The following is a 14,203-nucleotide window of genomic DNA, read 5'->3' as shown; positions in this document are numbered from 1 at the left end:
ATATTATTAATGACAGTAGAGAAATCAAGTTTACGATTACGGATAAAATCAGTATTAGGATTCTCAACGAAAAGAGAACGAGAATTATTCAAAATCTTAATGCAGTGATTCAAATTTTTTCTAAGAGAGTTAAAATTGTTCATAAGTCATACCTCCAAAAGTTCATACCTATAAACAATAGGCTTATTATTCATAAAAAATATGAATAATAAGCCTCACAAACTCATTTAAATGTCAACACTTTTTTATAAAAAAAAGAGGATACCAATATTTTTATATCGATATCCTCAATATCATTTCCTTAACTTAATGACATTGATTCTAAATTGCTTGTTTCTAAACCAGATGAAATAAACAAAGAAAAAAGCATTTTAACCTTTAAGGAATACCTTGATACTATCTATAAACCGTGGTACAAAACGCAGGTAAAAGAAAGTACCTACGATAACCGAAAATATACTATTGATACACGACTTGATTATTTTGACAATATGCTAATTGACAAAATCGGACCTCTACAAGTCCAAGCATGGCAATTAGAACTTTCAAAAAAGTACGGTCAAAATTATGTTCGTTCAATTCAAGGTATGTTTTCAAGGGCTATGGATAGAGCTGTCGTCTTAGGACTTGTAAAAAGCAATCCTGCTAAAGTTATCGGAAACGTGAAGAAATTAAAAGTCAAAGTAGATTTTTGAACGCTTGAAGAATTTGAAAAAGTAATATCACAAATCAATACTGACGATTATTACGAACATTACTTATTCATAACTATATGGCTACTTTTTATGACTGGCTTACGTTTTGGAGAAGCGTGTGCATTACAATGGGTTGACCTTGACTTTGAAACAGGCGTACTTGATATTTCAAAGAGCTTATATTATAAATCACTTGAAAACTACAAATTTGTTGAGCCTAAAACAAAAGCAAGTGTCCGTCAAATAGTTTTAGACGAGGACACTTTACATGAACTTTCTGTTTGGAAGAACATTCAACAAAAAGTTGTCAAAACAGATTTTATATTAAGCTACAATGGTACACCGTCAAATAAACACGCAATACCTAGAGCTATTGAAAAGTATTCAAAACTTGCAGATGTACACCGTATCAAAATTCATGCGTTACGACATTCTCACGCTTCCCTGCTGATTAGTTTAGGAGAAAACCCCTTAATCATAAAAGACCGCTTGGGACACGAAGATATAGAAACCACACTAGGTACATACGGACATCTATATCCTAACAGCAATTATGAAGTGGCAACCAAACTGAAAGGTCTAGTGAAAAAATCAAATGCAATTTCATCTGAAGCAATGGCAGTTAAAAGTAATTATCCAATCAAGCTAAATATTGAAACTTTAGAAAATAATGCAATAAAAATGCAATAGAAAATAAAAAGTGCCAAAAAACCTAGTAAAATAAGGGTTTCCGACACATTCAAGACTACTCCCACTCAATTGTCGCAATTGGTTTTGGACTCAAATCATACAATACTCTACATACACCATCAACTTCATTTAAAATTCTATCAGTAATATGTTTTAAAACCTTATAATCAATTTCAGGTACTGTACAGTGCATTGCATCAACAGTATTAACTGCACGAATAATAACAGGCCAGAAATCTAAACGTTTACCATCTTTTACACCAGTAGAAGTAAAATCAGGTATAACAGTAAAGAATTGCCATACTTTATCAGTTAATCCAGCTTTATCAAATTCTTCTCTTAAAATAGCATCAGCTTCTCTTAAAGCATGTAATCTGTCTCTTGTAATCGCACCTAAACATCTAACTCCTAATCCAGGTCCAGGGAAAGGTTGACGATCTACCATATTTGATGGCAATCCTAAAACTTTACCAACTACACGTACTTCATCTTTATATAATAATTTAACAGGTTCTACTAATCCTTCAAATTTGAAATCCTCAGGTAATCCACCAACATTATGATGAGCTTTTACCCCTTTACTTTCCAAAATATCAGGATAAATAGTTCCTTGCGCTAAGAAAGAGATTCCTTCTAATTTATCAGTTTCTTCTTCAAAAACTTTAACAAATTCTCCACCAATAATCTTACGTTTAGTTTCAGGATCAGCTACACCATCCAATAAATCTAAGAAACGATCAGTAGCATCTATGTAAATTAAATTTGCTTCTAATTGATTTTGAAACATCTCAATAACTTGTTCACTTTCACCTTTACGCATTAAACCATGATTAACATGAACACAAACCAATTGTTTACCAATAGCTTTAATTAGTAAAGCTGCAACAACCGAACTATCAACTCCACCAGATAAAGCTAATAAAACTTTTTTATCCCCAACTTGTTTTCTTACCAAATCAATTTGTTCTTCAATAAATTTTTCAGCCAATTCAGGTGTTGTAATTCTTTCCATTGATTCAGGTCTAACATCTAAACACATAATTATATCTCCTTTTCATTTATATTAATCTGTAAAATTATCAAAATATCCTTGTACCAAAACAATTGGTGTACCCTTATCACCAGAACCACTAGTTAAGTCACATAGAGAACCAATTAAATCAGTTAACTGTCTTGGCGTAGTTCCTTGTGAAGCCATATTACCAACTAAATCAGCATCTTTTTTCTTAATACTATTTGCAATAGCTTCTTTTAAAGCTTCTCCACTTAAATCTTTAAAATCATTATCAGCTAAATATTTTAATTTTAATTCATTAGGAGTTCCTACTAACCCACTTGTAAATGCAGGAGAAACTACTGGATCAGCTAATTCCCAAATCTTACCTTGAGGATCCTTAAAAGCACCATCTCCATAAACCATAACTTCTACATGTTTACCAGTTTCATTTAAAATTTGTGTTTGAATATTCGCAACTAAATCCTGACATTCTTTAGGGAATAATTTAATAGTATCTTCAGTTGATTTATTAGAACCTAATAAACCATATCTAGTATTATAACCACTACCATCAACTGAAGTATTTAAAATATCATCTAACCCACAAACAACTTTAGCACCATTTTCCATTAAAATACGTTTAGTTCTAACTCTTGTATGAATATCACAATTAACAATACAATCAGCATAATTTAAAATTTCTTTTGCTTGATTAGCAAAAACAATTTCAACTTCAGCACCAGCATCTTGAATTAATTTAGAATAATAATCTACATAATCAACCCCTGTAAATTCATGAACACCATATCCAAACAATTCACGATATTTTTCTAATGATAAAACATCACTATATGGATTAACACCTGCTTCATCTAATTGATCATATGTTAATAAAGCATTACCAACTTCATCACTTGGATAGCTTAACATCAAAACAACTTTTTTAGCCCCCATAGCAATCCCTTTTAAACAAATTGCAAAACGATTTCTTGATAAAATTGGGAAAATAACACCAATAGTTTCTCCACCTAATTTTTCTTTTACATCTTTTGCAATTGCATCAATAGATGCATAGTTTCCTTGAGCTCTTGCTACAATTGATTCAGTAATAGAAATAACATCTCTATCTCTTAAATCAAACCCTTCGCTTTTTGCTGCTTCTAATACACTATCAACAACAATTTTTGCTAAATCGTCACCTTCTCTAATAATTGGACAACGAATTCCTCTTGATACAGTACCAACTTTTCTTTCCATAATCAATCCGTCACTTTCTTAAAAAAATATTTGGTTACTTTTTTACATATTTTTTAAATATGTATCCTATGGTATTTTATCATCAATTAATCAATTGGTACATAAAAAAATAAACTTTTTTATATTTTTTATCAACTTTATAAAAATTTTACTTATAAACAACTGAACTGTATTCAAATAAATACACTTGCACATATTTTAAAAATCGAAATATTCAATAAACTGCTTTTTTGTATTTTATGCCTTTTGGTTTATTGCTTACACTATGTGTTCTATTCAATGATTTAGAATAAAACAAAAACAGAAATCTTCTATAATTAAATTTTAATTTCTATCTATACTTAAAAAATATCCCAATACTATTAAAATTAACCATATAAACACAGTTAATCGTTTAAAAATTATTTTTAAGAATAATTCAATATAATCTTATAAAAAATATATCTAAATATTTTTCTAATTCCATCAAATCTTATTTCTTTTTTATTTACCATATAGTAATACTTATCATAATTTATTATGATTTCCTCTATAAATTCACAAAACTTTTCACTTATCAATAAATTCTTTTTCAAAGTATCTAATATTAAAATATTTTCTACATTGCCATAAATATTAATATTTTATAAATAAAATATGCCAGTATAATATTCATAATGAAAAAAGCAAAAGATATTTGATTTATTTTCAATTTTTTTATTTATCATATTAAAATAATTTCAATTTCATTTTAAATATCTATAAATTATATAATTATTTCTTCCATATCTTATTTATCACTACACATACCTACATGATCACCTCCCATATATGTTACAAATTCAAAGATTCCTAAAACTTACTAGCCATATATATGATGCAAATCATCTTAACCATATTAATTATGTACAAAATATTAATAACAGCTGCTGTTTTGTTAAAAGTATGTTCATTATATTATAATGATAATGCAACTAAAATTTTCAATCTAGTTGTATCAAACTTTTGATAAGTCACCTTGTGATCATGAAACCAAGAATAATTCAATAAAGAAATGGCTTAATATCACACATTTTAGTCTTTAGTCATTGCTTTATACTTGATGTTTTTTTATTTTCTCAATTTATTAATATTTCTTCAATAGATATCAATGCAATTAATCAAGAAATGTGTATAATAAACAATGTATTATTTATAGGAGGTTTTTTATGATACTTGAACAAATAAATCCAGATCTACTTACTTTAGCTAAAGAATCTGATACAGTTTTACATGATATCTACAAAAAGATTGACTCTATTTGTCTAACAAATTCTAATCGAATCTTATCTGCTTTTATTGAAAACAAAGTCTCTTACTCAGATTTTAGTGATATTAATGGTTATGGAAACTATGATGAGGGAAGAAATAAGATTGAAAAGATTTTTGCAACTGTCCTTGGTTGTGAGGATGCCTTAGTACGACCTCAAATTATGAGTGGAACAAATGCTTTATACATAACTCTTTCAGCCTTATTAAAACATGGTGACACAATGATTTCATTGTCTGGGGCCCCTTACGATTCACTTCAAGAAATGATTGGGATAAGCGGAGATTCAAGTCAGTCGCTAAAAGCTGCTGGAGTGAAGTATGAACAAATTGAATTAATTAATGATGATTTTGATGATCATAAAATTATTGAACGCTTAAAAGAAAATAATATTAAATTAGTTGAAATTCAAAGATCTAGGGGTTATTCGCATCGTAAGTCGTTATCAATAACAAAAATTGAACGAATCATTAAAAAGATTCGTGAAGTAAATGATGAAGTAATTATTATGGTAGATAATTGTTATGGAGAGTTGGTAGAAACCAAAGAACCAGGGCATGTTGGTGCTGATATTGTTGTCGGATCTTTAATGAAGAATCTTGGTGGTGGGATTGCTCCAACTGGAGGATATGTAGCTGGTAATCAAGATTTAGTTTATATGGTAGCTGAAAGATTAACAGCTCCAGGAATTGGAAAAGATTTAGGAGCTAATTTTAATTTAAACAATGCTTTTTTTAAAGGGATTTTTATGGCACCTAATGCCGTAAAAAACGCATTAAAGACTGCTGTATTTACAGCTTATATGTTGGAAAAACTAGAATATTCAAACGTATCTCCCCGCTATGATGAACCACGAACTGACATTATTCAAACATTAGAACTTAAATCTAAGGAGAATTTAGTAAGCTTTACTCAAGGCATTCAACAAACTAGTCCAATTGATTCATTTGTCCATGTTTTACCAGCTCCAATGCCAGGATATCCTTTTGATGAAGTTATGGCTGCTGGCAGTTTTACTCAAGGCAGTACGATTGAATTAAGTGCTGATGCCCCAGTTATTGAACCATATACCTTATATATGCAAGGCGGTTTAACTTTTGAGTATGGAAAATTATCTATTTTATTAGCATTATCAAATATGAAAAGGAAGTTGGATTAGCAACTTCCTTTTTGTCCACCATCAATTCGAATTACGGTATTATTAATAAAATCAGCTTCTTTGCTTACTAAAAACTTCACTAAATAAGCTACTTCTTGAGGATCACCATAGCGATTGACCATAATTTTTTCAACTTCTTCTTTTAAAAATTGCTCATCATAACCATCCAGTTCATTTTCCGTACCAATGAAACCTGGAGCAATGCAGTTTACATTAACAAAAGGTGCAAATTCAAAGGCAAGATTATGTGTCATAGAAATCAATGCAGCTTTAGATGCATCATAATCAATACACATCGGATAATAGGTATTAATGCCGTTGGTCGAAGCAATATTAATGATTTTTCCATATTCTTGATCGATCATATGGCGATAAACACGTTTACTGCAATTAAATGCTCCTACTACATTTACATCTAATGTTTTTCTAAATTCTTCAGCATTTTTTAAATGAAATAAATTTGATAAATCTACGGCTGCATTATTGATCAAAATATCAACACCACCAAGTTTTGACTCAATCAAAGATACCATTTCATCTACTTTATCTTCCTTAGAAACATCTCCTGCAATAGCCAAACAACGTACTCCATAATTATCAATAATCATATTTTTTAATGCCTCAGCTTCTTTTTTAGATGTTAAATAATTAATTACAATATCATATCCTTGTTTTGCCAATTCTAAAGCAATTGCTTTGCCAATTCCTTTAGCCCCACCAGTAATCAATACAATTTTATTCATAATTTTAAAAAAAGAGCTTATTAAGCTCTTCCAGCATACTTTCCATCAGTTGTAAACACAACGATTTTTTCTCCAGTGTCAATGAACTGAGGAACCCGTAATGTTAACCCTGTATCAGTAACAGCATCTTTTGTTTGGTTAGATGGTGCCCCCTTGATGGCTGGATCTGTTTCAACCACTGTTAATTCTACTTTTTCAGGAACAGATACTGATAACAATAATCCATCAAAGAACATTAATGAAACAGTTGAACCTTCAATAATATAATATTTATTGTCCCCTACTTGATCCTCTGCTAATTCATATGTTTCATATGTTTCTAGATCCATAAAATAAAAAGTAGAATCTGCTTCATATGAATATTGCGCATCTTTTCTTGAAATATTTGCTGCTTCAAACTTAGTCGAAGCATTAAAGTTTCTTTCTTGAATCGCTCCAGTTTTTAAATTTCTCATCTTTGTTTTTAAGATGGCCGCTCCTTTACCTGGTTTTACATGTTGAAAATCCATAACTTGACAAGGATCACCATCAACAATCAAAGTTAATCCTGTTTTAAAATCACCTGCTAATATAGCCATATTTTCACTCCTAATCTTGCACATATTAATACATACTTTATTCTATCAATTTTAACATCATTCCTCAAGACACATTACGATATTTGTGCTTGTTTTTTTGTTGTATGCTCCTTAATATATCTACTCCACTTAATATAACCATATGTTGTATTAGTAAAATAGCCTAATTTTAGAACTAATAAAACATATTGTCCCGAAATAATATTTATAACGGCTTCAAGAAATGCACAAATATACCATGCAATCCACTGTTCTTGTAACCTAAAGAAAATAAATAAACCATTTGCAATCCCTACTGCTGAGGCACAAGCATCGATATAGATAATGAATGTTTCTAATAATTCATTGTTGTAGAAATCCGTAGCAATATTTAAACCACTAATAAGATATCCGATTACAAACGTCCAAACAATGATTCCAATGATAACTAAAACTTCCTGATATCCTCTTAGTTTTCTTACTACTGTTAATTCATTTTCTTCATCATCTTTGTGTTTTGACCAATTTATGTAACTAATAATATCAATTGGCAACCAGAAAAATAATGTTGTTGCCATTGTAGCAAAACGATACATTAATACTATACATATAGCAATTTCAACAATTTCAACTAATACCGACACAAGGAAATTATATCGTGATTGTTTTGAAATCAATAATTCACAAAGAATATTTAAGAATGTATCCAATAAATAAAGCAGCATAATGATAATTCCATTTACCCCATTGGCGCTTTCTTCTGGGAAAGCTACGGAAAAGATTGTCGCTAGAACCATGATCGAAATAAACCATGATTTTTCATATGTTGTAAATTGTTTTGCAAATAACATCATAATTAAAATGGATAACATCAAGATTAAAGAAGCAATCCCAAAGTTAAATAATGGGGCTAATTCATTAGCTCTTACTTGTTTGTAGGAATACTGTACTTCTTGATCGTTTATATTTTGGTGATCAAAATATAATTTTGTCCCATTTTTTGTTTCGTATTCATATGCTGTAATTGTCTTATCATCTAATTTAACATAGTCTTCATATGAATAAGATACGATTAGCTGCTTGTCACCATTTGTATAGGTAACATCACAAATCGTATTATCTTCACTGTAGTCTTCTAAATCAGTATCTCTTGTCATCTGGATACTTTGTTTAAACTGCATATTTTCAACGTTGGCATTAATATCAAACAAGCCATATCCAATTGATATAATCGAAACAATACATAATCCTATTGAAAATATTACTTCTATCTTTCTTAACCATTTTTTAGGTTCCATGTTTACTTTAAAAAATTTAATCATATCAAACCTTCTTCCCCTATATATTTATATTTTTAATACTTTTACATTATAATATATTTTTATAAATATGAAATAACTTTTTATAAATAACCGAAAAATTGCACTAATATCGTTTAAATAAGTTATTTTATAACCTTAGCAATGCAATATATTCATATAAAATCCCATTTTACAGCATTTAAACAAAAAAAGGAACAAAGTCCTTCTGAATATCTTATAATAAATTCTCCAGCTAGTCTTACGCACCAACATAAATCATCCCATCATTAATTAAACATTAAAGAAATTCATCTGACTTCTTTAATTTTCCTGTAATTACATTTAAGTAGCAAAGTGTTTTTTCTAAATTAGTACTTGATGTATATAAAGTAAGAAGAATACGTGATAAAATAAGAATATATTTATAGAAAACAAACAATTTATGAAAACAAATACGGAAAATTGTAAAAATGAGGTGAAATAGGAATATGCGCGCAAAGAAAAATAAAAACAAAGTATCTATTTATATGATAAAAAAGGAGTATTGTAAAAATTTATCTTATCTAAAAGACCCTGCTGTTTATAATAACAAGGTTTATGAGGATATCGGAATATTATATTATGATACTAGTATAGTAACTCAACCTAAATGGGTAAAAAGTTTTTTCAAAGAATCTTTCGAAGAATTAAAACAGGCTAACAGTAGGGCTGTTTTAGTTATAAAAACCAAAGATAATGAAAGACTATTTGCTATTACTTTTGGTTTAGGAAAACACATGATAAAAGATGAAGCTATTAATCACGACTTTGGTATCAAAGTGCTATTAAACAGTATTAATGATAATGAAATAAAAGTGTTATCAAAGCAATCGTTAGTAGGAAATCATAACATTTCTCAAGAACAATTACCGAAAGCTACAAATATAACTGATTTTAATTTTGATACTGAACAGGATCTGGCTAAAAAGTTTGTAGGTAAACCATCTGACGGTATATTCAAAAATTGTACGATTACAGGTGGAGAGGTGCTAAGTCTTTCAAATGAATACAATATAGACAATATTAAGGATTTAGTTGAGAAAGCTTATGCAACATACAGTTTAGATAACTACAAAAAAAATTTTTTATGGATTGATAATGTACATCTAATAAAGAAAAAAGAAGAGAGAAAGGAACTGGATAAATTATTAGATGAAAAAATTAGAAATGAAGAAGTAGAATTACGATTAATGTTACCAGAGGTTATAAATTGGGAAGCACTTGAATGCTTTAGATATATCAACACAAATAGTCCAAAATATGATTATCTTGATATAGATAATTATTTAGAGACTATAGGAATCAAACAAAAAGAATTAACTGTTGAGATAATGAACCGTAATAAAGTTCTACTATATGCAACATGGAGTGATTCTACACCATTTAATCGATGGACAATATATAAATGTTTAATAGTGGAAATAAATGAACAAGACAGCATTTATTGTCTTGTGAATGGTGATTGGTATAAGGTTAATAACAACTTCTATAAAACCATTAATGATTTTTATAAAAATATACACATATCAGATATTGATTTTATTGACTGTCAATATGATAAAGAAGATGATTATAACGATGCATTAGCCAATCATTTAAACAATGCTAGTTTACTGCATAAAGCAACAATAAAAACAGAAGAAACAGTTTATGGAGTTGAGGTTGCAGATGTGTATTGGAATAATAAATTTATTCATATTAAGAATGGTACAAAATCTTCTTCTCTAAGTCACTTGTTTAATCAAGGATATGTTTCTGGAAATCTATTAATGCAAGCAAATTTTAGAGAAAAATGTATTGAAATATTTTCTAAAGAGTTTTCAAATCCTAATCTACTAGCAAATTTAACTGAATTTCAAGCAGAGAATAACGAAATAGTATTAGCTATAATTTCTAAGCAAGTAGATGATAGACCAAAAATTCCTTTTTTTAGTAAAATCACATTAAAAAATATAGTAACAGTGCTTAAAAATTATGGATATAATGTAACTATTAAAAATATAAAAAAATTATAAGCGTAAAACAACATAATAGGGTAAAGGAATAAATTCTAGATTTATTGCCCCTCCCATTGAACTTATCCCGAATTATTGATTATCCCGAAAAACTATGATTTGTCATGGAAAATCAAGTAAAATTCGGGATAATTTTTTTTACTTGAGTGAATATAGTTTTTTTTAAAGCTCTTCATCATCGAAATCATAATAGTATAAAGTTCACGACCTCTAATCCGCTTCTTCTATACCACCCTAATCTTGTGTTTGCGCATTTATAAATTTCTTCATCACTAAAGTTACATTTACATGCTTTATTAAGTTTCATTAGATTTCTATAAATTGTCATTGGTTTCTTCCACTGTTTGATAATGATACATCTTATCTTGTGGCGTAGCCATTGTCCAAATTCATCAAGATATGTTTTCATACTTCCTATCCTAAAATAGTTTATCCACCCTCTTACTATTTGGTTTACTTTTGTAAATGTTATTGCTAGTGGTCTTGATACTGCTTGTTTTCTTTTGAGATATGGTCATAATAAAATTTTAAAAGTTCTTCGTCACTTTCATTGATATTAAATCTTCTTGAGATAATGAGATGTTCTTTAATATATTTATCTTTGTCTAAACAGTCATTATATTTTTCATGATACAATAGTGTTGGAAGTATTACCTGCATTTAGGACAGTAAATCCCATCAATTTCAATGCTTACTTCATATATATTTTTATCTATTTTAAACACAGTCCTTTTAATTAAATTATACATTTTGAAATATAGATAATTCATATACTTGACATAGTAATTGAATAATAAGTGTATTTTTATTCATGTTTCTAATACCTAATTGTTTCAAGTTTAATTCTTCTTTGTCTAAGTTTTGTTGCACATAATTGACGATACGCCCTCGTTAATGTCATATTTGAAACATTAATTGTGTCTAATGCTTCATTAATATAGAATTCATCTGTACTTTGATATAGTATCCAAGTAAATAAAAGCTGAGCAGACAATGTTAACTTTTCAATCTTTGTGTTTTCTTCACATTGTTCATCAGTTAAAAGTGTTGCCATAAATGGTAAATAAACCATTTTATCTTTTAGAATAAATGGAATTTTGTTTTCAAGAAGATTTTGTTTTCTAAAATGAGAAATAGTATTTAGATTTAAAAATACAGGAATATTTTCAATATTTTTAATGATTGCTATTTGCTTTTTTAACACTGATAAAATTGGCAACTCTTCATGTGGCGTTAATGATAAACAATCAATATCGTTGAGAGTTGCTTTTTGAATAGAAAAATTATTTAGAATATAGAGAGGTAACTGATCGCTTTTATTCCAATCATTTACATCCAATTTTAGTCCAAGTGCATTTATTGCATTCATTCTATCACCACCATATTAACAGTCCTTTATTCTATTTTAATATAACGAATGTTATAACACAATAAAATAAAGTTAAAATACTTATAACCCCATCATATTTTTCACAATACAGTCACTCGTTTTCGCATTAAATACATTTCTATAAAACGTTTTTTCGTGGTATAAGAAATACTTTGATGGAGAATTAAAATAAGTCTTTAAGTAATATTATTCGACATTTCTTAACATCAAAACTATACATTCAAAATGTATACGTTAAAAGAAACATTTTAAAGTCCAATTTTTATAAATCTATAACAAAAGTGCCATCTTTCATCGATGACACTTCTAAACCACTTGATACTATTCGAACTCTCTATATCAAATTTTAATTTGACCGATTTTAAGTTCAATATAATATTAATAAATAAAAATTAAGTTCAATTTTATTAAATATATACACTTTTGATGAATTTAGTGTATCATTTTTTCAATAGAAATTGCATCATTTAATTCAAATATCTAAGAAAATTATACTTTATAACTAAAAACATGTTAATGCAATTAAACGAACTTCAATAAAATTAATGATATTTTTATAGTGATCTTAACATTTTATCAATGCATTTCTTTTTTTCTTCCTTATTTGGATGCACATATAAATTTAATGTTGTGCTAATATTTGAATGTCCTAGTAATACAGATACTGTTTTATAATCAGCCTTTGATTCAATACATCTAGTAGCAAAACTATGCCTTAATCCATGAAATTTTAATTCAGGCATATCAATTTTTTTACAAAGATTCTTATAATAATTTCTATATGTTCTTGGTTCAATCGGTTTTTCATCATTTGAAATAACAAAATAGTTTTCATTAACAATTTTGTTAATCGACTTAATCATACGTAACAATTCTGTAGACATAGGAATATCTCTAATAGAATTAGCTGTTTTTGGCGTATCTAATAATAATTCTGTATGTCTTTCTCCTTCTTCAATTATATAAATTCTTTGTAAAGTATGTCTTATTTTTATAATACCTTCATTTACATCTATATTACACCACTTTAAACCACATATTTCTCCAATTCTCATTCCTGTACTTAAGCAAATAAAAATCCCTAAATTTTTAAAAGTAAAATTATCTCTTAAATAATTCATAAATTTCTTTTGATCACTCTTCGAAAGAACATCTAAACTTTTATTTGTTTGCTTTGTAGGAAATTTTGCCTCAATTAATACATATTCCAAGTATCCGTTCTTTACACCAAATTTCAATATCATTTTTAAAACAATAATAATATCTTTGATAGTTTTTTCACTCAATCCTTCATCCAATTTTTTAAATACAAATTGTTGCACTTGCTCTTCAAAAACTTCATATAAATCACCAAAATAATCTTTTATATGATTTTGAATCAACAATTGATATGCAGCATAAGTTGATTTCTTTACATATCTTTTCTTTTCCTCCTTCCATAATTCTGTAATTTCGTTTATTGTTTTTTCTTTGACCATATTTACTCCTCCTTTCGGTCAAAGCATAATTATAATAAAAAAATTTACTACTATGTTCCTAATTTGAGATTTGAGGGTTTTGAAAATGATTGGAGAATTCATAAACTTGGTGATATCACCAAATCTTGTGGTGGTGGAACACCGTCTACTAAGAATAATCGATACTGGGAAGGAAATATTCCCTGGATTTCTTCATCTGATTTATTTGATAATGATATAAGAACAATAAGTATAAATAGACACATAACAAACGACGCAATACTTAATTCTTCTGCAAAATTATGTCCTAAAAGCACAATATGCATTGTTTCAAGAGTTGGTGTAGGCAAAGTTGCGGTTTCCAAATGTGAAATTTGTACCAGTCAAGATTTTATGAATATTATTGAATATGATGGTAACAAGTATTTTTTAGCACAGCTTATTCAAATTATAATTAAATCAACCCAATTGCAAGGAACTTCAATCAAAGGGATTACTTCAAAGGAAATAAATAATTTTAAATTGCAAATCCCTACTATATCCGAACAAGATAAAATCATGCAATTTTTAGAGTTAATTGAGGATAGAATACAAACTCAAAGTAAAATCATTGAT

General features: G+C 28.3%; 11 protein-coding genes and 2 pseudogenes. 5 read left to right on the top strand and 8 right to left on the bottom strand.

All coding sequences use genetic code 11. The features are described 5' to 3' along the window. Positions 1-326 precede the first annotated feature (326 nt). The gene (locus tag BMW96_RS14945) at positions 327-695 is read left to right on the top strand and encodes an N-terminal phage integrase SAM-like domain-containing protein (RefSeq protein ID WP_472573239.1); all 369 of its coding nucleotides are present in this window, start codon (positions 327-329) and stop codon (positions 693-695) included. 18 nt (positions 696-713) lie between these two features. Next, positions 714-1,385 (top strand): annotated as a pseudogene (locus BMW96_RS14940) (site-specific integrase); the annotation flags it as partial. A gap of 55 nt (positions 1,386-1,440) precedes the next feature. Here the strand turns inward: BMW96_RS14940 and guaA are convergent. Beyond that, on the bottom strand, positions 1,441-2,424 hold the full coding sequence (gene guaA / locus BMW96_RS12925) for a glutamine-hydrolyzing GMP synthase (RefSeq protein ID WP_092356728.1): 984 nt from the start codon (positions 2,422-2,424) through the stop codon (positions 1,441-1,443). Between the two features lie 24 nt (positions 2,425-2,448). Continuing rightward, positions 2,449-3,639, bottom strand: a complete 1,191-nt coding sequence (locus BMW96_RS12920; RefSeq protein WP_092356725.1) for a coenzyme F420-0:L-glutamate ligase — start codon at positions 3,637-3,639, stop codon at positions 2,449-2,451. A gap of 1,187 nt (positions 3,640-4,826) precedes the next feature. On the opposite strand from BMW96_RS12920, the gene BMW96_RS12915 reads away from it, so the two are divergent. Further along, positions 4,827-6,086 (top strand): methionine gamma-lyase family protein, encoded by a 1,260-nt coding sequence (locus BMW96_RS12915; RefSeq protein WP_092356722.1) that lies wholly within the window; start codon positions 4,827-4,829, stop codon positions 6,084-6,086. Here BMW96_RS12915 and BMW96_RS12910 read toward each other — a convergent pair. The 3 genes from BMW96_RS12910 to pnuC all read right to left on the bottom strand — a co-directional run bounded on the left by BMW96_RS12910 (position 6,083) and on the right by pnuC (position 8,708). Further along, positions 6,083-6,829: an SDR family NAD(P)-dependent oxidoreductase gene (locus tag BMW96_RS12910; RefSeq protein ID WP_092356719.1), complete on the bottom strand. Its 747-nt coding sequence runs from the start codon at positions 6,827-6,829 to the stop codon at positions 6,083-6,085. The genes BMW96_RS12915 and BMW96_RS12910 overlap by 4 nt on opposite strands. Before the next feature lie 20 nt (positions 6,830-6,849). Beyond that, a complete protein-coding gene (efp, locus tag BMW96_RS12905) occupies positions 6,850-7,407 on the bottom strand; it encodes an elongation factor P (RefSeq protein WP_092356716.1) in 558 nt (185 codons plus the stop codon). A gap of 74 nt (positions 7,408-7,481) precedes the next feature. Then, positions 7,482-8,708, bottom strand: coding sequence for a nicotinamide riboside transporter PnuC (gene pnuC, locus BMW96_RS12900; protein WP_092356713.1), 1,227 nt, complete (start codon positions 8,706-8,708; stop codon positions 7,482-7,484). Positions 8,709-9,175: 467 nt separating this feature from the next. On the opposite strand from pnuC, the gene BMW96_RS12895 reads away from it, so the two are divergent. Then, the gene (locus tag BMW96_RS12895) at positions 9,176-10,741 is read left to right on the top strand and encodes a DUF6119 family protein (RefSeq protein WP_092356710.1); all 1,566 of its coding nucleotides are present in this window, start codon (positions 9,176-9,178) and stop codon (positions 10,739-10,741) included. Positions 10,742-10,925: 184 nt separating this feature from the next. Here the strand turns inward: BMW96_RS12895 and BMW96_RS12890 are convergent. From BMW96_RS12890 to BMW96_RS12880, 3 genes and pseudogenes are all read right to left on the bottom strand, one after another. Continuing rightward, positions 10,926-11,219, bottom strand: a pseudogene (locus BMW96_RS12890) (group II intron maturase-specific domain-containing protein); the annotation flags it as partial. A gap of 339 nt (positions 11,220-11,558) precedes the next feature. Next, positions 11,559-12,110 carry a hypothetical protein gene (locus tag BMW96_RS12885; protein WP_092356707.1) on the bottom strand — a complete coding sequence of 184 codons (552 nt, stop codon included), beginning with the start codon at positions 12,108-12,110 and terminating at the stop codon, positions 11,559-11,561. Between the two features lie 575 nt (positions 12,111-12,685). Then, the gene (locus tag BMW96_RS12880) at positions 12,686-13,609 is read right to left on the bottom strand and encodes a tyrosine-type recombinase/integrase (RefSeq protein WP_092356704.1); all 924 of its coding nucleotides are present in this window, start codon (positions 13,607-13,609) and stop codon (positions 12,686-12,688) included. A 63-nt stretch (positions 13,610-13,672) separates the two neighbouring features. On the opposite strand from BMW96_RS12880, the gene BMW96_RS12875 reads away from it, so the two are divergent. Continuing rightward, a partial coding sequence (locus BMW96_RS12875) for a restriction endonuclease subunit S (protein ID WP_177165855.1) occupies positions 13,673-14,203 on the top strand: 531 nt, incomplete at its 3' end.

This window comes from Thomasclavelia cocleata, from assembly GCF_900102365.1.
Taxonomy (GTDB): Bacteria; Bacillota_I; Bacilli_A; order Erysipelotrichales; family Coprobacillaceae; genus Thomasclavelia; species Thomasclavelia cocleata.
Note: the sequence above shows the minus strand (reverse complement) of the source record. Positions and strands in the feature narration are given on the sequence as shown.

Coding starts and splice junctions, on each gene's coding strand:
- BMW96_RS12920 (WP_092356725.1), bottom strand. CDS start 3,639: ATGGAAAGAAAAGTTGGTACTGTATCAAGAGGAATTCGTTGTCCAATT.
- BMW96_RS12885 (WP_092356707.1), bottom strand. CDS start 12,110: ATGAATGCAATAAATGCACTTGGACTAAAATTGGATGTAAATGATTGG.
- BMW96_RS12895 (WP_092356710.1), top strand. CDS start 9,176: ATGCGCGCAAAGAAAAATAAAAACAAAGTATCTATTTATATGATAAAA.
- BMW96_RS12915 (WP_092356722.1), top strand. CDS start 4,827: ATGATACTTGAACAAATAAATCCAGATCTACTTACTTTAGCTAAAGAA.
- pnuC (WP_092356713.1), bottom strand. CDS start 8,708: ATGATTAAATTTTTTAAAGTAAACATGGAACCTAAAAAATGGTTAAGA.
- efp (WP_092356716.1), bottom strand. CDS start 7,407: ATGGCTATATTAGCAGGTGATTTTAAAACAGGATTAACTTTGATTGTT.
- guaA (WP_092356728.1), bottom strand. CDS start 2,424: ATGTGTTTAGATGTTAGACCTGAATCAATGGAAAGAATTACAACACCT.
- BMW96_RS12880 (WP_092356704.1), bottom strand. CDS start 13,609: ATGGTCAAAGAAAAAACAATAAACGAAATTACAGAATTATGGAAGGAG.
- BMW96_RS12910 (WP_092356719.1), bottom strand. CDS start 6,829: ATGAATAAAATTGTATTGATTACTGGTGGGGCTAAAGGAATTGGCAAA.